The organism is Pedobacter chinensis (genome assembly GCF_003339865.1).
In the GTDB taxonomy this organism is placed as follows: domain Bacteria; phylum Bacteroidota; class Bacteroidia; order Sphingobacteriales; family Sphingobacteriaceae; genus Pedobacter; species Pedobacter chinensis.
In genome coordinates this window covers 453,601-477,540 of sequence record NZ_QPKV01000004.1, presented here as the reverse complement: position 1 = coordinate 477,540, position 23,940 = coordinate 453,601, and the positions used below count along the sequence as shown (strand labels likewise).

Below are 23,940 nucleotides of genomic sequence, written 5' to 3'. Positions count from 1 at the left end.
TTTAAATTATCAGATCAATTTTCCAATATCATTTTTGGCTTCTCAGTCCGGATCATTGTCCATAAAACGATCACACCAATAGGATGTAGAAATGCCATCACTATAAAAATTCGCTCAGCATCTATTTTCCCCATTAACTGGCCAACAAAATAATTGAACAATACCGCACCACAAGCCCCAAAACCACCGGCAATGCCCAAAACGCTTGCTACATTTCTGGTTGGAAAAGCTTCGGCAACCACAACACTGATGGTAAACAACCAGCTTAAACAGGCAATTGCCACGGTACTGAAAATCAACAGCGTTGAAAATGCACCCGGCAAATAAGGTGTCAGGATGCAAAATGGAGCCAGAATAGCTACGCAGCTCAACATGATTTTTCTTGCTTTTAATGGTTTTTTACCCTTTCTAACCATATAATCAGACCAGGCTGAAGTTCCAATGGCGCCCAAATCTGCAACCAGAAATGGAATCCATCCGTAAAACCCCATTTCTTTTAATGTTAATCCTGATTGTTCCTGAAGATAACCTGGGAGCCAAAACAAACAGAAATACCAAACCGGATCTGTTACAAAACGGATTAATAAAACGCCCCATAAACTTTTTGTAGTCCACAACTGCGACCATTTAAAACCTGCATCCTCTTTAATGGAAGAGCTTCCGGTTGATTCGGCTAAAATGTGAGCTGGTGGTTCGCGATAAACGAAAAACCAAAGTCCTGCAATGATCAGACCCACCATACCGGCAACTATAAAAACAGTATGCCAGTTATAAGTTAAAGCCAGCCAGGCCACCAGTGGTGGAGCAATAATAGCTCCGATGGAGCTTCCGGCAACACAAAGACTATTAGCGGTTGCTCTTAATTTTCCCGGAAACCAAATGGTAACCACTCTTAATTGAGCGGGAAAATTGGTTGGTTCTGCCATGCCTAACATGCCACGGAAAAAAGTAAACTGGCCAACAGTACGCGAAATACCGCCACCGATACAGGCAACTGACCAGCCAATGATCCCAAAAAACATAGTCAGTTTGGCGCCAAAACGATCAACCAGCCATCCCGTTACCGGATACATCAGTGCATAACAGATGGTAAAGATATTCAGAATAAAAGCATAGCCATCATCACCCAATTGAAACTCTTTTTTAATAACGGGCTTTAATATCGATACAATCTGCCGATCGAAATAATTAAAAACAATGGCTAAGAATATCACCGAAATGATAAACCAACGCCTACTTTCAGGTTTGATTGATCTTGATGCCATGCTTTGATTATAATCTGCTATTTTGTTTTGGCGAGATTTAGCTTACCTATAAATTTTGCTTTTGGATTATTTTTAGGAATAAGAGATTTTATGGCGGTGGCAACTTCAATTGGTAAATCAGATTCTAAAATATCTGCACCTTGTTCAAATGTTTCTCTGTAATTTTTGGCTCTTTCCTCAGCTTCCGGAAGTTGATCGTAAGTAGGTGCAGCAGAAATCATGCACATCACACCACGGGCATGGAGCATATCATAAAGTACTTTGTTTTCCGGTTTGTTTGTCGGGCCAATATAGGCGATCATGCTTTTCCATGGAATACCTGCAGCCTCGTACTCCAATAATGCTTTTTTGGTTTTCACAAAAGCCGAGAACATACGATCCGGATTTTTATCGTAATAAAACTTAGCGTGTTTAGCATCGTGAACAGTAATCATAATTACCTTATTTGGATTTTCACTTAATATTTTCTCCTGCATTTCCAGGGGCACGTCTTTACGATCTAAATTAACCACGGTTTTCCCTGCGCTCCAATCAATCACTTCTTTTAAGGTTGGGATTTTATATGCGGTCACATTTCCTTCAGGATCTTTTAACCTGAATTGCTGAAGTTCGGCATAGGTATAATCAGATACCTTTCCGGTTCCATTGGTCGTTCGTTCAAGCGTTGCATCATGCATTAAAACCACCACACTATCTTTTGTCAATCTGGGATCGATCTCAAAAAATGCTGGTGTATATTTCAAGGTATTTTCGAAAGTAGCGATGCAATTTTCAGGAAAACCTTTCACTGTTCCACCCCTATGCCCACTGATAATGGGTGTGTTTTTCCCTGTATATTTAAAAAATTCTCTTAATTGGTTTACATCTTTAATTTTAAGGGTATTTATACTGGTTTGACCAAATGCGACTACACAACAAGCCAAAAAAAACTGGCTAAGGATGATTGCTTTTAAAGTGATTTTCATAAGAATATTAAATTTTACTGTTCAAAAGTTTTAAAGTCATCACGCCATTCTCATCAAATTCAATTTCTGTTAATGAGGAGTTTTGCTGGGCAAGCTGACGGTAATTTTTGAGCGGCATCCCTAATTTGCTTGCCATAAAAATCCTGTTAATGCCATTGTGACCAACAACCATTATGGTTTGATTTTCATGCCTGGTTATCATCTCATCGAAAAAGCTACTCACTCTTGCCACAATTTCGGTTGCCGATTCACCCGTTCCGCCCGCCCTGTTATTTTCAGGTGCATTCATCCAGTTGTCCCACAGGGAAGCATTTTCTACGACAAATTCTTCTTTTGTTTTGCCTTCCCAATCACCAAAATCAACCTCAATCAAACGCTCATCCACCATTACTTCTTTTTCACCAGAAGCTATTTCGGCAGTTCTTTTTGCCCTCAACAATGGCGATGAGTACACCGCATCGATTTTGGCATTGCGAAGCTGTTCAAATACAAACTTTGCCTGGCGCAAGCCTTTTGCTGTTAATTCTATGTCAGTTCTGCCGCAATAACGGTTCCCATCGGCATTGTAGGCAGTTTCTCCGTGTCTTAATAAATATACCCTAAGCATAAATTTCTTCCTGTTTGATAAAATCTTTTTTCACTAATTCTTCCATAAATTCACGATAGTGAATATCGTATTGATCTGCCAGCCATGCTTCAGGTAAAAACTTTTTTTCTACAATGGTAAGTTTTTTTACGGCTTCAATAATATCATCAAAATATACCGCCGATGCTGCTAAAATTGCGGCTCCAACAGCTCCGGATACGTATTTCATTTTGATTATCGGACAACGCATTACATTTGCTCTGATTTTTAACCAAACATCACTTTTACTTCCCCCACCAGCGGTATAAACTGTGTTAATTTTTTCTCCCGAAAGATGACTGATCAGTTCAAAAGCGTACCGCTCGAGATAAGCCACGCCTTCCATGCTTGCCGCAAATTTTTCTTCGGTTGATAAATTTTCATCTTCAAAACCATAGGCATTTGGCGCCATGATTGGAAAACGCTCGCCCTTTTGCATCAATGGATAAGATATTTTTCCGGTTGGAATAAGTTCTGCAGCAGCTTCATTTAAATGCTTTAAATCATTTTCAAATTTGGCAGAAACCCAATCTGCACCGGTATTACTTGCACCGCCCGGCATCCAATAACCTGCGGGATGACGGTGGCTATAAATTCTTCCTTGCTGATCGACAATTTCGTTTTTGGTTACACCTTTAATAACCATAGTAGTGCCAATGGTTGTATTCCAATCTCCCGGCCGCATAGCTCCGGATGCAATTTGCGATGCACAACCATCAGTTATTCCTGCAGTTATAGCTGTTTTTTCTGACAAACCCAATTCATAAGCCAGCTGAACGTTGAGCTTACCAATCACAGTTCCTGATGGCACTACTCTTGCGAGCCACTCTTTTTTGATCCCTAACTTTGTAGAAATATAATCCGGCCAGTAATCATCACCAACATCATAACCTGATTTAAATGCATTTGTATAATCTGTTACACCAAATTCATTACTTAATTTACCTGTGATGTAATCTGCCGCATGGACCCATTTAGCAATTTTTTCGGCCTTTTCAGGATAATTTTGAATAAACCAAAGCATTTTTGCCAAACCACTTGATGAATTAAAAGTGGTGTATCCTTTATTATGAAATTTTAAAGCCGCAGCTGTACAGATTTCTCCCTGAGGGGCAGATCTTTTATCACTATACATTATAGCGTTGTGCAAAGGCTGATTATTTCCATCCAACGGAATAACGGTTCCGGATGTAGAAGTGACGGATATAGCTAAAATTTTATTTTTATCAATTGTGTTTTCGGCCAGAAGCTTTTTTAAAGAGGCCAGACAAGAATGCCACCATGCCTCTGGAGATTGCTCTTCTCTTGATGAATCGCTGATGGGGAATACTTCTTCCACCTCACTGATCAAATTGCCCTGATTGGAAAGTAAAACCACTCTGGCTCCCTGTGTACCGATATCGATTCCTAAAAAATACGCTTCCATTAGTTACTTAACAAATCTCTGAAAGATGAACGGGTCTTTTTCCACTCTGCAAAATTTACTTCATCATGAGTTGATTTTTCCGGGTAAATGGTTTCCATGATTTCTCTTTGAGGCTGTGTTTTTCCTAAGGCATCATTGCAAATGAAAACACCACCAACCACCGAAGACTGGCGATAGCTATCGCAAATAATAATTTTCTTTCCTAAAAGATTAGCGATGAATTGCCTCAGGGTTTTACTCTGTACACCGCCTCCACAAGCCCAAATGTAATCGTACTGATGTGCACTCACTTCACAAAGGCTGTCGTAATTGCCTTTTATACTACAGGCAATATCCCAAAGCGTTGCCCATACAAAACTACCACGGGTTAGCTGATGCGAAACCGGAGCATCAAATAAAAATCCACCACGGGTAAGCGGCGTTTTTTCATCCGCTAATAACGATCCCAGTGATGCAACGCATTGATAACACTCCAATGCATTCAACTCCTCTTCAATTACATCGTAGTCTTCATTTGGATAAAAAACTTCTTTTAAACGCTGATAATTCAAGCCCGTTACCCCCGCGTTCGCCTCGAGCATAAAGCTATCCTCGTCTATATGTCTTCCTGTCCAGGTTCGTTGCTGATCATCCAGTTCATATTCTTTGGTAACCTTTATAATTGGTGTCGTTGTTCCTGATACGATTACTACATCATCTTCTGCAGGTTGTGTACTTCTAACGGCCAGTTGCGTATCTGCACCACCAACAATAACCACAGCCTGATCGGAGATATTGAAAAACGCTGCAACATCATTTTTGATTTTACCAAGCACCGTTCCTGAATCCATAAGCGTTGGTAAACTTTCCGGCTTCAAATCGAATATTGAACACAATGATAATGACCATTTTTTTGCTGCTACATCATAAAGTAATGTTTCTGATGCCTGAGAGTGTTCATAATGTAATATGCCTGAAAACATAAATTCAACCCAATCGCTAATGCTCATGAAAGTTTTATATTCATTCCAAATTTCTGCTCTCTTATTTTTAATGCCTATAACTTTTAGTGCAGAAAACAGCGAAGTTGGATAACGACCGGTTAAATCATAAACTGCTGATTTATCTTTAATCATATTTTCCCATTCCCGTCCCCGATGATCGATGTTAGGAAGCCCGATCAATGCTTTTCCTGCCTGATCGACCAGAACAATTCCCTCACGCTGACTGGTTGCTGTGATCGCGACTACCTCATATCTTTCTTGGTTTGATAAAATCTTTTGAGCTAACCGATGAACCTGTTCCCAAAGTACATTGGGTTCAAAATACAATGCCTCAGGGTAGTGATTATCTTTGTGGTAAATTAAGTTTTCTCTTTCGATACTGATAATTTCGCCAGTTGGTTTGGCGAGGGCAACGCGAACGTTGCCTGTGCCAATATCAACAACCAAATAAACTTCTTCTTTTACAGCCATCAGATTTAACTTTTAACCTTATTATCTACTAATTTACCTTCCTTCAACCAACTTAATAATTTGGCGTTAAGGATGTTTACATGATGATCTTCTACTTCATGCGTTGCTCCCGCAGTATGAGGAGTGGCCAAAACTTTCGGCGAATGAATCAGCTGATAATCCTTTTCATCAGGTGGTTCATGATCAAAAACATCAAGCACAGCCCCTCTTATCTTATCATTTTGAATGGCATATAGCAAAGCATCACGATCTACCACACTTGCTCTCGCCGTGTTTACAAAAATAGCCTCTGGTTTCATTCTGGATATTAAATTACTGTTAATCATTCCAACTGTATGGCTATTTACAGGTAAATGTATTGATACAATGTCGCTGGTTTCGAAAATATCCTCGAGGGTAGTTTTATGATAATTTGGGTCATACTCATCTAAAAATGGATCGTAGAACTGAATATTACAAGGAAAACATTTTAAAATCTCGGCTATGCGTTGTCCAACAGCACCAAAACCAACCATCCCTATTGTTTTATTTGCCAACTCGTTGCCTTTAAATTGAAGGTAAGAGGTATGCGCCCCTGCTTCCCAGTTTTCGCCAGTAAGCCATTGCCAGCTTGGAATAGTCATTCGGAGAATATTAATCACATTGGCCACAAACATTTCAGCAACAGCCTGAGCGTTCCTTGCCGGAGTATGAAACACTGGTATTCCATGTTTTTCTGCAGTTTTAACAGCAACATTTGAGGGAGTACCCCTGCAAACACCAATAAATTGAAGATCAGGAAAGGTTTCAATCACTTTCTCCGTTACATGATCATGCTCTGTAATTAAAGCATCAGCACGGGTTTCAGCAAGTAAATTAATCAATTCTTCTTCATTAAAAGATCTGCCCTGATCTTTCCAGGTTTTGTAAATAACTTTTCCAAAATTTTTCTCCAGTATGTCTCTTCCCTGATCATTATACGGAGCGGTAACTAAAATCCTCATCTATATATCGTGTTATTATTTTATTAATTTACTGGTATGGCTTGTATTTCAGGTTCACTCACATGAGCTGTTTTGGCATTATCCGGCAGCGTAATAAATCTGGTCAACACAGCACTTAAAAAATATAATCCTGCCAAAATCCAAACCACACCCTCGTTTCCTATGGCGCCAATAAACATCCAAACAATGAGCGGACCAACAAAAACGGCTAATCCGGCACCCAGATTTAAGATAGCCATTGCTGCTCCTTTATCTTTTTTAACCAGTGATGGCACTAAAGCAGATAATGGTACATAGCCTGCTAAAAGCGCTCCCCATAATACGCCGCAAAGCATAATCGCCCAAAAGTTACTGCCGAAAATTACCGGGGAATAAAAGAATAATAGTGTAGTGATGGCGCAGCCAAAACCTCCGAACCACATAATGGTATTCCGCCATCCCAGTTTATCGCCAACAAAGCCAAAGATTAAGTTGAAAGCAATATTGGCGATAAAAATTGTTCCCCAGATTTGTACCCACTCTGTTGTGCTAAAACCATGAGTAGCCATATATGTTGGAAGAAAAACCGGAAATGCAAATTGCGCAGTTGTGTTAATGATCCTGACAATTCCGCCCAGCAGAACCTTTGGTTCTTCGACCACTACGGTTAGTCCCTTCATCAATTCTTCTGATTTATTGGTTTTCGTGGCATTTGAGTCTGATTTGAATTTATCTTTAATTAGCACCAGGGCAAAAAATGCACCAACCAGCACCCAAAATATAGAGCTCCAGAGCGTATTTAAATAGCCCAGATTTTGAATGGCCCAACTTGAATAGTAGGCTCCAAAAACATTTAAACCACCCGTAAAAACGAACCAGAACCAGCCTACAGCTGTGCCCAGTTTTTTCTGTGGACTTCTATATGTGATCCAAACCAAAAATGAATATGCAAAAAACGGATATCCAAATCCTCTGATGGCATAGGTAAATAACATGATGATATAATCCAATTGAGGAACACCATATCCTACGAATCCTGCTGTGCCCAAAATATAAAGGATTAAACCCATCAACATTGTTTTCTTCGGACCATAGCTTTCTACAAGCACACCCGAAAACCAGGACGAAATCGCAATGGTAACGCCATAAGCTGTAAATAGCGATGCGGATTGTTGGATGGTCATTCCGCGGCCTATCAAATAAGGACTTAACCAGCTTCCTTCCAACCCATCACCCATCATAAAAATTAGAATGCCGAGATAACCCCAGGCGAGATTTTTTGGTATTCCTACTCGATCAAGCAGTGAATTTTGCGAATTAATTTGTGTACTCATCATTTGGTTAGTAAAGGGTTACTTTAGTTAATACTTCGATATCAAGGCTAGCTTCAAAGAAGTTTAAATACAATCGGCTTGGTTTAAAAACCTTTTATCAAATTAAGCAAATTAAAGTTTATAAAACAAAATAAAAGTAAAAAAGAAATAATATGAAACAAAAATGTGATGAAGATACTTTATTTCGTTTGTAGGGACATCAACCGATAAGTAAATATTTTCGGACAAAGCCCGAATATACTTGTCATTCTGAGCATCGCGAAGACCTGCGAAGCAAGCATGAGTACAATTGAAAACAACGTTATTAATGAATAATCTCCAAGCGATAAAACACAAACTTTAATGCAGCACTGATCGCCTTAAAAACAAAGTCAGCAGTAAATCAAGTACAATGCCTGTTGCTCAAGGATTTACTTCGTAGCTGCTTCGCGGTCTTCACTGCGTTCAGAATGACAAAGCCCATTTAACCGCTGTCATTCTGAGCATCGCGAAGACCTGCGAAGCAAGCATGAGCACAATTGAAAACAACGTTATTAATGAATAATCTCCAAGCGATAAAACACAAACTTTAATGCAGCATTGATCGCCCTAAAACAAAGTCAGTGGTAAACCGAGTACAATGCCAGTAGGTTAGGGATTTACTTCGTAGCTGCTTCGCGGTCTTCACTGCGTTCAGAATGACAAAGCCCCCATTTCAGAATGACAATTCTTCTATCGGTTGGTATATTACCAATCGACAACATTTAAATTATAAAGATTTACGCAGGTTCAAATAGAAAGGGACTTCGATTTTTTCTGTCTTCCCGTTTAAAACAAATTCTGCGGCTTGGGTGCCCAATTGATGAAAATCAGTAGAGATTGTAGTTATTCCATCCAGAATGAAGCGTTTCAGTGGTGTTTCATTATAAGAAATCAACCCGACATCTTTTCCGATCTTAAGCTTTAAAACAATTAATCTTTCAATTAAAGCAACCAGATCATCTTCCATAAGATTAATGTAAACCTCGCCTGGATTGATTTGCTCCTCTTTAATATGATGAACAACCTTATGATTAAAGGCATATTGCTGACAAAAACGATAAAAACCTGTTAAAATTTCCTGGGGAAAATAACTGTTTTTAGGAAAAATGATTTTAATGGTGTTGTACTGCGAAAGTCGCTCTAAAGCCTGTTCCAATGCGGCATAAATATCCTGCGCAAAATTTTCGTAAGCCGCAGCAAAATCGCCGGTAATTCCGGGAAGTAACTTATCCAGAATGATCAACTTTTCTTTTGGGATGGTATTGAGGATCTCATGTGCATTTTCGCCACCTTCTAAAAAATGAGGAATGATCACAAAATGAGTATAATCATTAAGTTTAGCCGTGATCATTTTCTTAAAAAAGGCAAAGTCGTTGTTATAAATATAAAAATCTATTGCAGCACGCTCTCCAATTGCTTTGGTAAAGGAGTCGTAAATGATTTTTTTATGTGTGCTCAACTTATTAAACAGTAAGCAAACCTTTAATTTTCTGGAAAAATCAGTATTGATAATGAAGTAACCTTTACCGGGAACAGAATCAACTACACCTAATTTACGCAGGTTTCTATAGCCTTTTTCAGCGGTATCACGAGACATTTCAAGGCTGAAACTCAACTCGTTTATTGATGGCAGCAGGCTTCCTTTTTTCAATTTCCCAGATTCAATGCCGCTTAAAATAGCATTTGTAAGCTGTTTGTATTTCGGTGTTGATGAATACTCATCAATCTGAATATAGGAAATGACGTCTTCTGATTTCAAAATGATTTACCTCGGGGTTCGAATATAAGAAAATTCTCCATTACCAGTATAAATTTCAATTTCTTCCGGGACATTGGAAACATAAATGAGATTTTCTATGATTCGGAAATGAACCACCTTAGGCATTTAAGAACCCCTTAACTATCTGATTCATATTTTAAAAACCTAATCGTCAGGCGCTTACCTTAGGATTGAATACTGGACTTATGACTAAAAGCCATATTGCTTCGCTGGTTGAAGGAGATTGCCACAGCCAATGAAAAATCGGCTTCGCAATGACGACAAGAGAGGAACCTTACATTGTTCGTTGAATTGCTGAATAATATTTCAATTGAATCATATCTGTAGGTGCAGGATTTGGGTTCCACGCATCATTAATGGCCAATGCCGTTCCAATGGCGGTAGCTTGTGAAACCGAAGAAGCATAAACTTCCACATCAGGTATCGAAGTGGCGAGCAGATGCATGTAAATGGCATTTTTACCGAATCCTCCGTCAACAAAAACCCTCCTGACCCCCTCGTTTAAAACCAGCTTCAATGAATAAATCTGTTGTTTGATCAGATCAAAAATCAATTGATGGTAAGCCTCCTCAGCAGTTTGAAACATATTTAAATCTCTGGTGCCAAAAGCAGAAGTTGCCGAAAACACCGTTTGTTCTTTTTGATTTTCAGGTATTTTATTTACCAGCTTTAAAATTAAACCTGGATTAAACTTTAGGTGTTTGAACAGATATGCAGCACGGTCGAAATGCGCTGCAATGCGTTTTAACTGTACTTCATGCTCATAGCCAGCAAAGATCCGCGATGCCTTAATCGGCTTGCCTTTAAAATGCATGTAGCAGAGGCAATCTTGCTTCAGTTCTTCTTTGGTTAATGGCTCTTGATTAAATGGATTTAAACTGATGCACCAGGTTCCTGTTGAAATTAAAACGAAAGGTGCATTGAAATTAGCTAAATAAGGAATTAAAGCAGCTGAACTATCATGCAGACCAACACCTACCTGAAAATCAGTGCCTTCAAAACAGGTTTTTAAACTCGAGTCTGCTGGGGTAAATTCTCCAAATTTTTCATGAATTTTTTCTGAAGTGACCCAATGGTGATATTGGTTTTTATTGAAATCCCAAAGCTGAGTGTGGCAACCTATACTCGTAATATCAGCAATGGCTTTACCAGTAATGAGATAACTTAAATATTGAGGTAAATGTAGCGCCCATTTAACCTTATCAAAAATTTCCGGCTTTTCATTTTTAAGCCTGTAGAGCTGCATGCCTGAATTCAAACTCCCTAAAACCGGTGAAGCGGTTTCCAGTGAAATCTTTTCCTCGCCACCATATTTTGCATAAAATTCTTTTTTAAGATCTTCAGGATATTCTTTCAGATAATTATACAAGGGCGTTAATGGTTCGCCCTTTTCATCAAGATAAACAAAACTTGCACCATAGGTGGAGAAATTAACAGCCTTGATATCGAATTCTTTCATTTGCAATACCTGATGTAACGAATCATAAACCGAGGATTTCAGGCTTTCCAGATTTTCGCAAGGCTCTCCATCTTCATCAACAGTTTCTACGAAACGAGCTGATCGTTCATAAACAATCTGATAATTTTCATCAATGAGAAAAAGTTTTTTGTTCGTTTTCCCAACATCAAATATTGCAATAACCGGTTTTGGCATTTCTCTCACTCCCTAAATTACAAACCTGTAGCTACAGTATTTACACCACGACCATTAACCAGGTTTTTCCTGATGTCCAATTCACGGTATAACCCAATTGGCGATAATGCTGCCCCGGCTCTTAATCTTGCCTCAGCAACCAAAGCCCGCAAATCACTTCTGAAAGTATTCTGTAAAATCTCCTGTGCTTTTGCCACATCATTATTATCCTGAGCTGCATTTAAAGCTTTTCTGTCAACCAGCAAAGCCTGCGCATAAGCAATCATGATCGCTTCTACAGATTGCAATAAATCTTCCAGCGGATCTTTAACATTATGAGAGGCATCAATCATCCAACCTAAATCTTTTGCATGATTCATCCCTTTCGCATCCATTCCTTCAACCAGTTCATTAAAAATCAGGAACAATTGGTAAGGCTTGATACTTCCTGCAGTTAAATCATCATCGCCGTATTTGGAATCGTTGAAATGGAACCCACCTAATTTTCCCTCCATTAAAAGCAGCGCAACAATCTGCTCGATATTGGCATTTGGTAAATGATGGCCTAAATCGACTAATGTATAGGCTTTTTTGCCCAATTTACTTGCATAAAGTAATGATTGTCCCCAATCGCCGACTGTTGTTGAGTAGAAATTTGGCTCGAAAGCCTTATACTCCACAAACATTTTCCAATTATCTGGCAAGGCAGTGTAAATTTCCTGCAAACTCTCCAAAGTATTTTCGAAAGCTTTACGGAAGTTTAACTGGCCAGGAAAGCAGGAACCATCAGCCAACCAAACGGTTAAAGCATCAGAACCTAAGGCTATGCCATGTTTAATGACTTCGATATTATGTTCAACTGCTTGTTTGCGAACAGCCTTATTTACATGTTGTAATGAACCAAATTTGTAGCTGTGTGCAGCGCCAGCCTGATCTTGAAAAGTGTTGGAGTTCATGGCATCGAATTTTAAGCCGTAGCTGGAGGCCAGGCTTTTCAAGCTTTCTGCATTTTGTGGAATATCCCATGGAATGTGGAGGGAAATTGCGCCGCTGGCACCATTCAGGGCATGAAGTAAACCCACATCTTCAATTTTTTCTTCTATTGTACGGGGTTCACCACCAGTAATAGCGAAACGACCAAAACGAGTTCCTCCGGTACCTAAAGCCCAGGATGGTATGGCAATTTGAAAATCGACCAGTTTCTGGATTACACTTTCTAAATCAACGTGCGACCAATCTTCTTTTAAAAAATTAAGCCTTCGCTGATGTGTGGTTACAAGGGAGTCGTTATGTTTTTCAATTTGGTTCTGCTCGATATTCATAAGAATATTTGGTTTTATTAGGTTAATAATTGAGCGATAAAATCGCTTGTCTCTCCTGTCCTGATTACAAACGAGGACGATTGCATAAAGTCATTTTCAAGCCTGTAGCGAACCACAGACCGGGAGAACAACTTACTAAAACTAATTTAAATACTGAAGATATTTGCCCAAGGTTTGTATACTTACAAACTGTTTATATTTTGTCGCCTATGAAGTGATAAAAACGCTTGTTTTTCCCATTCCCGTCACAAACGGGACAGGTTTTTAAATCTTATCTTACAAACGCCATGGCCACTCCGCCATCAACATTTAGCACATTTCCGGTTGATTTTTGAAGTAAGCCGCCCACAAAAGCAAAACATGCATTGGCAATATCATCTGGTAAAATGATCTGATTTAACAAAGTTCGTTTTGCATAATATGCAGGCAGTTCTGCAACTGTAATGCCGTAAGCTTTCGCTCTGCCTTCAGCCCATCCGCCGGCCCAAATATTGCTGTCGCTAATTACAGCATCAGGATTTACAACGTTTACGCGGATGTTATCGGCGCCTAATTCAGCAGCATTCAACCTGCTTAAATGAAGTTGCGCTGCTTTTGCACTGCCATAACCGGCATTATTCGGACCACTTACCAATGCGTTCTTACTTACAATATTAATGATATCCCCACCAATATCTTGCTTTTGCATCGTTTTTGTTGCAGCTTGCGTGATGAAGAACTGGCCTTTCACTAAAACATCATATAACAAATCCCAATCCTTTTCGGTATGGTCGCCAATGGTTTTTGAGATCGATAAGCCAGCATTATTGACCACAATGTCTATCCCGCCAAAGGCCAATGCCGCAGCAGCAAAAGCACCATCAATATCTTCCTGATTAGTTACATTTAAAACAGCAGTACTATAAGAATCTTTACCAAATTGTTTTTCAAAATCTGCCCCTGCTTCAGCTAAGCGATCAGTATTCATATCGTTTAAAATGACCACGCCACCTTCGGCCACAAACTTTTTAGCAATTGCTTTACCAATGCCGCCAGCGCTACCGGTAATTAAAGCGATTTTTCCGGTAAGCGGTTTTGGCTTAGGCATCCGTTGCAATTTTGCTTCCTCTAAAAGCCAATATTCAATATTAAAAGCCTCCTGATGTGGTAATGAAGTATATTCAGAAATTGCTTCAGCACCTTTCATCACATTAATGGCATTGATGTAAAATTCTGAAGCAACCCTAGCGGTTTGTTTGTCTTTTGAGAAAGTAAACATGCCAATTCCAGGATATAAAATTACAACCGGGTTGGTATCACGGATTGCAGGACTATTTGGATGTTTACACTTTTCATAATATTCGGTATACATTGCCCTGTAAGCCTCAAAAGCAGGAATTAAACCTTCTTTGATCGCTTTGCTATCTGATAAATCAGCGTCGGTTTTCAAATCTAATACCAAAGGACTGATCTTCGTTCTTAAAAAGTGATCAGGGCAACTTGTTCCCATTGGCGCCAATCGGGAAAGATCGTTGGAGTTTATGAACTCTAAAACACGGGCATCATCAGTAAAATGCCCAATCATGTGTTGCTTTGAAGAACATAAACCACGTAAAATTGGTGCTAAAGCGGCAGCTTGTTTTTTACGTGTTTCCGCATCAGCACTTTCTATTTTTTGTCCGCCAAAAACCAAACCTTTTTTACCGTAATTTTGAGCAAGATATTCAGAACAGATTTCGATTACCTCAAGCGTGTTCACATAACTTTCGTAAGCTGTATTACCCCAGGTAAACAAGCCATGAGAGCCCAACATAATGCCGCGAATGCCTGGATTTTCATCTAAACATTGTTTTAATTGCAATCCCAATTCAAAACCTGGTTTTTTCCATTCAACCCAGCCAATTGTTCCATCAAAAAGCTCCTCGGTAATTTGCTTTCCATCTTTTGCGGCAGCGATTGCAATAGCCGCATCGGGATGTAAGTGATCAATGTGTTTGAATGGCAGAAAGCCATGTAAGGGAGTATCGATTGACGGTGCCTTGGAACTTAAATCAAAAATGCAATGATTAAACAATTCAACCATTTCATCTTCATGCTCCACACCACGATAAATATTTTTAAGACTACGCAAACGATCAACATAAAGTGCAGCCAAACCACTTTTCTTTAATGTACCTAAATCGCCGCCAGATCCTTTAACCCACATCACTTCAGTTTCAGCACCCGTAAGCGGATCCTTTTCCATCAGTTTGCATGAGGTATTTCCACCTCCATAGTTGGTTAGGCGCAAATCGGCACCCAATAAATTAGAACGGTAAATGAGTAATGCAACTTCATCGCCAGCAAGTTTTGCAGCTTCCTCTTCGTTCCACAAATAGCTTACATGCTTATACCTTTTCGTTTCGATCGACATTATTTATTTTATTTTTTTTATAATTTAACTTTTAATTGAATTACCGTAGCCTACAATCAGCACTGATGCGATAATGGTTAGAATGCCAACTAAAACGGTAATGAGTGTTTTTCTGGATACACCTTTCCATTCCTTTAAAACCAATCCCCAAACGTTAGCGATGAGAATGATGAATGCCATGTGTAATATCCATGAACTTGCACCATTACCCATTTTGCTCTCCCCCATTCCATAGAAAAAGAACTGCAAGAACCAGGTTGTACCCGCAAGTGCAGAAAAGATGTAGTTTTTTAAAAGCGGGGTGGCTTTGTTTGTATAATCACCAAATGTTTTATTTCTCGCATTTAAAACCATACACCAGATAAAGTTGGTTGTTAAACCACCCCAAAGCACAATGATGTAGGTAACATTGTTAGAGAACAGAAAATTCCCGGTTTCTGATGGATTTGCAGCCTTCCAGATCGCATTCGCTGCATCTGCCATTGGCTTACCAGCCTCAATCCCGAAATTAAAACAAGCGCTTAATACACCCGAAACAATCCCAACAAATAAGCCCAATCCAAACTTATATTCGGTTTTAACCTCTAAGCCATGAGGATCGGTTACATCGGTTTTGATTTCTCTTTCTTTCATCATTCCGGCTTTGCCACATATAATGATTCCAAGCACACAAACCAAAAGCCCCAGCATAACCATTCTTCCCCAATCGGTTTGGAGGAACATGGTAAAGGTATCTTTACCAGCTTGCGGAAAAATATCGAAATAGATAGATGGTAAGATCGAACCTAAAACCATACAAAGCCCCAGGATAATACTGCTTCCCAATGAAACGCCGAGATAACGAACACCCAGTCCATAGGTTAGTCCGCCAATGCCCCATAACACACCAAAGAAATAAGCTAATGTTAAGGTTTTTCCTTCCGTTGTAGCAATGATTTCAGTAAAATCTGGAATGGTTAAATAAGCTGCGAGCGGCGGAACAATCAACCAGGAGAAAATACCGCCAACTATCCAGTAGCTTTCCCAGGCCCAGCCTTTTACCTTTTTGTATGGAATATAAAAACTACCTGACGCGAACCCGCCGATAAAGTGAAAAATAACGCCTAAAAATGCCTGCATGCTCTGATTTTAATATTTGGTTGGTCTAAAATAGAAAATGCTTAAGGCTTAACTGTTATGAACTGTTATGTTAGTCGCTTAAAATTTGCACGGGTCCCAGTAAACCTGAAGGCAGCAATGGATCTGTTTTTTTAAACACGATATTGGTATTGGTTAAGCGCTGCTCTTTAGGTAGCGCTGCATCGCCGATAAGCCTGTTGGGCCACTGATTGATCACTTCGATTTCCAAAATATTCTCTCCGGATTTTAAATAATCACCGATTTTTACCCGCCAGGGACTTGTCCATATTGTACCTAAATTTTTACCGTTTAAACTGACTGATGCGATGTTTTTTACTATGCCTAAATCAAGAAAAACTGTTTTTCCGGTAGTTGGCCAATCATTCACAAATGTTTTATGATAGACTGCTTTTCCTGAATAAAATCTGATTCCATCTTCCGCATGTTTGCTCCAATCTGTAAGCTCATTGAACATGACAACCTTTGGCCCTCCCCATTTTGGATCGAAATTCACTTCCCATTCACCATTTAACTCTTTTTTATTTGATAAGGTTGGAAACAAGGGTTTGCGGACGACAGTTTTAACAGATTGGCTTTGAGGAAAAATAATGAAATAAGATTGAAACTTCGCGAACTGAAGGTCAATTGAAACCCGGTTCCCGATTTTGTTAAAAGGGACTTCCCTGATCATTTCGCCGGTTACGGCATCCCAAAGTTGTGGCTGTTTATTTACGCTGAAAGTACAGGTTGAACTGACCTCAAGATCCAATCGATTTGTGATAAAATAGATATCTTCATTAGCGGTTTTTCTGTGAATAAAATCGATGAAATTATTTTCTCCGGTATATTCGAAGTCTGGCAATACTTTATCATTCAAAAGCACATTCCGAACGGTTTCGCCATAAAAAACCCGTCCGGCCCCATAATGATTTAGTTTGATCGATTTGCCGTTAACTTTACCCCAAATGGCATCAGCTTTGCTTTTTACAAGTTGATCGCTTGCCGGATAATTGGTTAAACCTGGTGTTTTTGTTGGTTTGATACCGATAACCGTTGCTCCGGCTTTAATCAACTGCTCAAGTTTTAAAATCACTTTTTCAGGCATTCTCTTATCATCAGGAAGAACAAGTACACGATAACACATTCCATCGGGAAGCATGATCAATTTATCCTTTACCGATAGGCGGGTTAATAAAACCTCTTCATTGCAAACATCATAATCATAGCCTTTTCCTAAACCTGGTGGTACATGTTTTGGCAACACGATATTTGGAGCAGCATCTCCGTTATAAAAAAGCACATCAGCAACAAATTTTCCCGCTCTCAATAAATACTGACAACGCGAAATGTAAGTTAAAAAGGCTGATGATTTTTCCCACCAGGTTACATTTGGATTAAAATGGGTGCCAGCACCATATTCATAACCCGGCAAACCATCTTCTGGTCTTGAGGCGGTAGTGGTATGAATAACCACCCGATTGATTCCTTCGCAAAAAGCCCGGTCAAGTGCCTGTTTTAAATTATCGGGGGCATCTTTCCAATGCCTGAATGAGGTAAAAGCTTCGGCAGATGCAGTTGAACGCCCGTAAATATGCGAAGCCGAAGCAACCATTTTCGTAACCTTGTTTTGTCCGTATTCCAACCTTGAAACCCCATAAGGCTGATCATCATCTAAATTACCTGGTTCATCGTGCTTTGGTCCTAACCAGAACTCGCCCATTGGATTATCGCTTCTGCCCAGGTTTTTCAAAGCATCCATACACATGGTTCCGGAGCGACTTGGACCTGCGGATTCATTTTGAACTTTTAAACCATTTTCATGGCACAATTCTGCAAACCGTTTATAATGACCATTGGCCATGCAGTCGGCAACAGTTTTTCTATAATCATGTAAAAACCGATCAGAAATTTCGGCGCTGCCAATAATGAAACCAGCAAGAACAGGGAAATAAGGCTCCGGATCATATCCACAAAAAGCCTTAAATTTTTCTATAATTTTTGGCGTCCAGTTTGGGAAACCATCTTCAAAACTATCATCGCAAAAATATTTTAAGGCTTTTGAATTTGCTTTAGCAGCTTCGTCAAGTAATACCTTCCCCAAATTTTCAAATTGAATTTCAACGCCCTGATGATCGAGCCAATCAATTGACAAACCATCTGCTTCTGGCTGTGCAATCATGAGCCGTGAGCCCGTCATTCTATGACCAGTGCGCACAATTGTCCAGTCTCCAGCCGGAACTTCCCAAACCAAAGTTCCATCGGCTTGAATTTTATTGGCGAGATTGATCACGGTTTTAACAGCGATTGGTTTGTCATTCGGTTGATTTTCCCAGGGGAACAAGGTTGGCCCCATCACATCATTTGCTTTCGCAAAATTGCTGGCATCTTTTCGGTTTGTTTTGGCCGAAAAAACAGCTTGTCTTGCACCAGATATTTTTGCAGCATTGCCATTTGGATTTAAAATGGCCACTATCGATGTATCTTTATAATCAAGTTCATCTAATGGTAAATCAATATAATCTTTATAACCTGGAGGATTGAAAACATGATCGTACCCATCTCTACCTCCTGGTAAAGGCAGTTTTCCGGAGAAAGTTTGTGGTCCTTTTAAATTTAATGTGGATTGAAGAAACCACCTTCCCGAATTTTCAGGTTTGATCCACGGACCACCCATACACCAGCCTGAGCTTAAGTTAACGCCAACCTCGATGCCCAATCTATCTGCCTCTTTTAAAGCATGGCGACAAAGTGCTTTCCATTCTTTTGATAAAAATTTTTCGCCTTGCGGATACGGAACTCCACCTAAACCACCCGCAGAATTAACCAGCAACACATTTCCTATTCCTTTATCCCTGAATTCTTCCAGATCTCTGGTAATGCCTTCTTTATTGATCAATCCATTAAACCACCACCAATAACCCCCTGCCCGGGTTTCGTTTGGGGGAGAAAGAAATGCACTTTCAAGCAAACTTAAAGTGGCGGCAGAATCATCAGGATCATAATTCAATAACTGAGCAGCCCTACCTGAATTAAGAACAGCAATATTTACGGCTATTAAACTGCTTAACTGAATAAATTTACGTCTGTTGATTGCGTTCATCTGGGATGTGAGCTAATTAAATCTGCTTATTTTGTTAAAGTATATTCGAAATGATATTTTCCGGAGCCAACTTCAAAAACCTTATTTTTGGAATTTTCGGGGCGTTTTTTAAGATAAGTCAATTGGTCTGTATCTTTACCGCTTTCAGTAATTTTGGCATTTGCTGAAGATGGCAATATCACAATCGCCGTGGTATTGGGTGGAACGGTCACATCTAAAATAAACTTACCGCTTTCGATTTTCCAACCGGATTGAACTTGGCCATACAAACTTTCAAACTTTGCCGAAGCTTGTGTGAAATTTCCTCCTGGTTGCGGCGCAATAACCATTTTTTTATAACCGGGATTCTCAATATCGCTTCTTATTCCGGCTACGGTTTTATACATCCAATCGCCAATGGCACCATAAGCATAATGATTAAATGAATTCATGGAAGTAGCCTGAAAACTTCCATCGGGTTTAATACCGTCCCAACGTTCCCAAATAGTAGTTGCTCCTTTTTTAACGGGATAAAGCCATGATGGATAAGTATCCTGAAGCAGTAATTTGTAAGCCACATCATTGTAGCCAAAACGGGTTAATACATGGCATAAATAAGGGGTACCTAAAAAACCTGTGGTTAAGTGATTTTTGTATGATGCAACATTTTCTGCAAGTCTTGCCGCAGCCTGAGTTCTTAAATCTTCAGGCAACATATCGAAATTAAGCGCCAATACATAGGCCGTTTGTGAACTCGAAACCAATCGGCCGGAAGGTGTTACATATTCACGCATAAAAGCATTTTTGATATCTTTCAGTAATGCCTGATATGCTTTTGCCTCTTCATCTTTTCACCGTGCTTTGGCAGCATCGATTACATTTTGAGTGGAGGCTGCGTAAAAAATCTGAGCAATCAAAAACTTATCAGTCAGTGCGGCTTTTCCATCGCGATCATCGGCCATGGTATAAAAAAGCCAATCGCCATAATGCGGGCCGCTGTTCCATAAATTATCCTTGCTAATACTTTTGATATAACCCACCCAGGCTTTCATACTGTTGTATTGCCTTGCCAGTAGATCCTTATCGCCATAAGCCTGATAATAATTGTAGGGGATAATGGTGGCTACGTCTCCCCAACCGGCAGAACCTGCGTTTGTTTTACTTCTGCAATCAGGAATAACCACCGGAACATTTCCATTTTCATGCTGATCTACCGATAAATCGAGAAGCCATTTGGAAAAAAATCCCGCTACATCCATATTAAAGGCTGCAGTATTAAAAAACACCTGAGCATCGCCGGTCCAGCCTAAGCGCTCATCTCTTTGAGGGCAATCTGTCGGAACATCCAGAAAATTTCCTTTTTGCCCCCATTGAATATTGCTTTGCAACTGGTTTACCAAAGCGTTTGAAGAACTAAACTCACCGGTAGGTTTCATATCAGAATAAATCGCTATGGCTGTGAGGTTGCGCTGATCTAAAGGTCTTTTATAGCCACTGATTTTTACATACCTGAAACCCTGAAAAGTAAAATGCGGCTCAACAACATCTTCTTTAGCGCCGGTTAAAACATATTTATTTTCTTGTTTAGCTGCACGAAGATTATCGGTATAAAAATTTCCCTGCTGATCAAGTACCTCTGCGTGGTTTACTGTAATGGTATCTCCTTTTGCACCATGTAAGCTCAATTTTACCCAGCCAACCAGATTCTGACCAAAATCGGCCACTGTTTCTCCTTTTGGGGTTTTGAACACTTTTATCGGGGCAATGTTTTCATGTTTAGTAACTGCAGGACCCACCGGGGCAACCAGATTATCTTTATTATAACCCGCAACTTTAACGGCTTTCCAGGAAGCGGATTTCAAATCAGTGGAAGCTTTGACCAATTGTGCATCGAAGGTTTCACCGTTATAGATATCGGATTTTTTGATTGGTCCATCAAATGAGACTTTCCATGTACCATCAGAATTGATCATTGCAACCGAGCCATCAGTGTAAGTCGCTTCCAGTTGATAAAGCAGCCCAACTTCCTTTCCATAGGTATTTCTTTTGTTGTTAAATTCTAAATTTCCCCTATACCAGCCATCGCCCACCGTTACAAAAGTTTCATTGTTTCCTGTTTTTAAAAGTGGCGTAACATCATAAGTTTGATATTGCAGCCGCTTGTGATAGCTGGTCCATCCTGGTGTGAAATATTGATCGCCCACACGCTTTCCGTTAAGCATGGCTTCGTATAAACCATGTGAGGTAATGTAAAGCCTTGCCGATTTTATGGTTTTAGTCAATTCAAACTGCCTGGCAAATATGGGTGCAGGGCAAACTTTCCCATCAGTTGTTGTGGCACTTTCAATCCAGACAGCAGCCCAATTTGAAGGATTAAGCATTCCTGTTTCGAAAAACTGAACAGCGCTCCATGCTGATGTGTTTTTATTTTTGTCAGTTACCTTAACTTGCCAGAAATACCTTTGTTTGGCCATTAATTTTGGTCCGCGATAAATCACATGCACTGATTGATCACTTTCTACCTTACCTGTATTCCAGATTAGGTTTTTACCACTGATCAGATCATTTTCGGTATGTGCTACCCGAATTTCATAACTCTTCTGCATCGTTTGCTTAACATCCGAATTAATTTTCCAACCAAACCGGATAGAAGAGGTATCTATCCCGATAGGATTTGACTTATAATTTAAAGTTAAGCCCGACAAGTTGATGTTTTGGGCAAAGGCAAAAATTGCAACAAATTGAAATAAGAAAAACAGGGCGTTCTTTTTCTGGCTCATAAAACGTATTCCGTTAAAAAAATCTTTAATTAAACATTAAAAACTAACATTGCACAAGGCTTTCGCCTGATAAAAATGATAGTTTGACATATTTGGTTAACTAAAGGTAACACACTGGCTGATAAAATCTGTCATGTAGTGTCATGTATCTGAAATTTTATACAATGTTATAAAACAAAATTAAACTCAATATTAAATAAAATTAAAGATATTGATTTATGTTCGGTAAAAGTTTGAATGATCACAACACTAAGTAGGTCAGCTAACTTTCATTTAGTGCTGATGTAGTCACATCAACTGCATATGTAAGTAAGCGATGTTGAGCATGTAAATGCTAAATTATATCAAAAAGCAATTTTGAATGCCAGATTGGATTGCTTTAGATACTTTAAAAGAAAGAAGATTCTTAAGAAAACGCTGCTGAGATCCTATAATCGAAACGATACAGCATCTCAGCAATATGATATGGCTGATTATACCAAATGAGATTTTAAATCAGCAGGAGAATAATTGATTGATTTTAAGGTTTTGTCATCCGCTTTTCTGAAAACTAAAAACAGCTCATCAACCTCTTTATAATATGATTCAGTTTGGTCTTTATCGAAGTAATATTTGATGGTTAATTCTGCTTCCTCAACCGTTTTACAAGCTTTGCTCATGTTTGAACGATGAACCTCATCAAATAAAGTTTTGAACTTTCCACCCAAACCAAACTCATGAATGGCACCTGCCAAAACATACTGTAAATCGCAAAGTGCATCTGCTACTTCCACCAGGTCGTCATTTTCAACCGCTTCCTGTAACTCTTTTAGTTCTTCTGCCAGGAGTGCAATTCTAAGGTTTGCCCTTTGTTTTGAAGGTATAACAGGAGATTCTAAAATTGGATGTTTGAATGTGGTGTGAAACTCAGCAACCTGGTTTAGTGAATTGGTTTCTTGCATGATTTTGTTTGATTATTATTACCCGCAAACTTAAAAAAATCGAATTAAATTATCATGAGAATTTATAAACACTAATAAAACTGTAATTATTCAGTCATCAATTTAACAGTTAATTTATTTTCTGTCTCGCACCACTTTGAAAAATTCCTCTTTATAAGTTTCGCCAATCGGGATCGATTGATCGTTGATGTAAACGGTGTTGCCATCAATCATTTTAATTTTTTCTAACGAAATGATGTACGATTTATGGATGCGATAAAATGGTGGCTTTGGCAAGTCCACTTCAAGTTCACGCAATGCCTGATAAGTGATGATTCTTTGTGATGAAGTATAAACTGAAACATAGTTTTTCAATCCTTCAATGTAAAGAATATCATCATAATTAACCTTAATAAATTTGTTTTTTGTATCGCCTTTAATAAAAATAAAATCATTGCCTGTCGCAACCACTGGGCTATTAACCACTTCATATTGTGCCGGAGAAATGACTTGTTGTGCTTTAATCGCCGCCTTGTAAAAGCGTTCATAAGAAATGGGTTTAAGCAAATAATCCACCACATCTAAATCAAAACCCTCTAAAGCATATTCCGGATAAGCAGTGGTTAAAATAACCTTGCATTTTCCCCCAACAATTTTCAAAAACTGAATGCCGGTTAATTCCGGCATCTGAATATCCAAAAAAACAAGGTCTACTTTTCCTTCCTGCACTATATTTAATGCCTCAAATGCATTTGTTGTAGTACCCACCAGTTCAAGAAATGGTGTTTTATTTATAAATGTGGCAATAATATCTGATGCGTAGGACTCATCATCAACGGCTAAACAGCGGATCATAACTTGTG

The 23,940-nt window shown here is 39.2% G+C and carries 16 protein-coding genes and 1 pseudogene; all 17 read right to left on the bottom strand.

Annotation, left to right across the window (positions count from 1 at the left end; all coding sequences use genetic code 11):
- Positions 1 to 14 precede the first annotated feature (14 nt).
- On the bottom strand, positions 15 to 1,265 hold the full coding sequence (locus DU508_RS12380; RefSeq protein ID WP_115403117.1) for an MFS transporter: 1,251 nt from the start codon (positions 1,263 to 1,265) through the stop codon (positions 15 to 17).
- 17 nt (positions 1,266 to 1,282) lie between these two features.
- Positions 1,283 to 2,230 (bottom strand): glycerophosphodiester phosphodiesterase family protein, encoded by a 948-nt coding sequence (locus tag DU508_RS12375; RefSeq protein ID WP_115403116.1) that lies wholly within the window; start codon positions 2,228 to 2,230, stop codon positions 1,283 to 1,285.
- Between the two features lie 7 nt (positions 2,231 to 2,237).
- Positions 2,238 to 2,837 carry a histidine phosphatase family protein gene (locus DU508_RS12370; RefSeq protein WP_115403115.1) on the bottom strand — a complete coding sequence of 200 codons (600 nt, stop codon included), beginning with the start codon at positions 2,835 to 2,837 and terminating at the stop codon, positions 2,238 to 2,240.
- Positions 2,830 to 4,281: an FGGY-family carbohydrate kinase gene (locus DU508_RS12365; protein ID WP_115403114.1), complete on the bottom strand. Its 1,452-nt coding sequence runs from the start codon at positions 4,279 to 4,281 to the stop codon at positions 2,830 to 2,832. Before DU508_RS12365 ends, DU508_RS12370 begins: the two co-directional genes overlap by 8 nt.
- Positions 4,281 to 5,735: an FGGY-family carbohydrate kinase gene (locus tag DU508_RS12360; RefSeq protein WP_115403113.1), complete on the bottom strand. Its 1,455-nt coding sequence runs from the start codon at positions 5,733 to 5,735 to the stop codon at positions 4,281 to 4,283. Before DU508_RS12360 ends, DU508_RS12365 begins: the two co-directional genes overlap by 1 nt.
- A 5-nt stretch (positions 5,736 to 5,740) precedes the next feature.
- Positions 5,741 to 6,718 carry a 2-hydroxyacid dehydrogenase gene (locus DU508_RS12355; protein ID WP_115403112.1) on the bottom strand — a complete coding sequence of 326 codons (978 nt, stop codon included), beginning with the start codon at positions 6,716 to 6,718 and terminating at the stop codon, positions 5,741 to 5,743.
- A gap of 23 nt (positions 6,719 to 6,741) precedes the next feature.
- Positions 6,742 to 8,034 carry an MFS transporter gene (locus tag DU508_RS12350; RefSeq protein WP_233509504.1) on the bottom strand — a complete coding sequence of 431 codons (1,293 nt, stop codon included), beginning with the start codon at positions 8,032 to 8,034 and terminating at the stop codon, positions 6,742 to 6,744.
- 745 nt (positions 8,035 to 8,779) lie between these two features.
- The gene (locus DU508_RS12345) at positions 8,780 to 9,811 is read right to left on the bottom strand and encodes a GntR family transcriptional regulator (RefSeq protein WP_115403110.1); all 1,032 of its coding nucleotides are present in this window, start codon (positions 9,809 to 9,811) and stop codon (positions 8,780 to 8,782) included.
- Between the two features lie 295 nt (positions 9,812 to 10,106).
- Complete coding sequence (locus DU508_RS12340; protein WP_115403109.1) at positions 10,107 to 11,486, bottom strand: FGGY-family carbohydrate kinase; 1,380 nt, start codon at positions 11,484 to 11,486, stop codon at positions 10,107 to 10,109.
- A gap of 17 nt (positions 11,487 to 11,503) precedes the next feature.
- On the bottom strand, positions 11,504 to 12,787 hold the full coding sequence (locus DU508_RS12335) for a sugar isomerase (RefSeq protein WP_115403108.1): 1,284 nt from the start codon (positions 12,785 to 12,787) through the stop codon (positions 11,504 to 11,506).
- A 271-nt stretch (positions 12,788 to 13,058) separates the two neighbouring features.
- Positions 13,059 to 15,179 (bottom strand): bifunctional aldolase/short-chain dehydrogenase, encoded by a 2,121-nt coding sequence (locus DU508_RS12330; RefSeq protein WP_115403107.1) that lies wholly within the window; start codon positions 15,177 to 15,179, stop codon positions 13,059 to 13,061.
- 24 nt (positions 15,180 to 15,203) lie between these two features.
- A complete protein-coding gene (gene rhaT / locus DU508_RS12325) occupies positions 15,204 to 16,298 on the bottom strand; it encodes an L-rhamnose/proton symporter RhaT (protein WP_115403106.1) in 1,095 nt (364 codons plus the stop codon).
- A 70-nt stretch (positions 16,299 to 16,368) separates the two neighbouring features.
- On the bottom strand, positions 16,369 to 19,398 hold the full coding sequence (locus DU508_RS12320; RefSeq protein ID WP_115403105.1) for a glycosyl hydrolase: 3,030 nt from the start codon (positions 19,396 to 19,398) through the stop codon (positions 16,369 to 16,371).
- A 26-nt stretch (positions 19,399 to 19,424) separates the two neighbouring features.
- The gene (locus DU508_RS24105; protein ID WP_262511025.1) at positions 19,425 to 19,784 is read right to left on the bottom strand and encodes an alpha-L-rhamnosidase C-terminal domain-containing protein; all 360 of its coding nucleotides are present in this window, start codon (positions 19,782 to 19,784) and stop codon (positions 19,425 to 19,427) included.
- Positions 19,782 to 22,157 (bottom strand): annotated as a pseudogene (locus DU508_RS24100) (family 78 glycoside hydrolase catalytic domain); the annotation flags it as partial. The gene DU508_RS24105 and the pseudogene DU508_RS24100, both read right to left, overlap by 3 nt.
- 473 nt (positions 22,158 to 22,630) lie before the next feature.
- Positions 22,631 to 23,098, bottom strand: coding sequence for a pyrophosphohydrolase domain-containing protein (locus DU508_RS12310; RefSeq protein WP_115403104.1), 468 nt, complete (start codon positions 23,096 to 23,098; stop codon positions 22,631 to 22,633).
- A 114-nt stretch (positions 23,099 to 23,212) separates the two neighbouring features.
- Positions 23,213 to 23,932 (bottom strand): LytR/AlgR family response regulator transcription factor, encoded by a 720-nt coding sequence (locus tag DU508_RS12305; RefSeq protein ID WP_115403103.1) that lies wholly within the window; start codon positions 23,930 to 23,932, stop codon positions 23,213 to 23,215.
- Between the last annotated feature and the right edge of the window lie 8 nt (positions 23,933 to 23,940).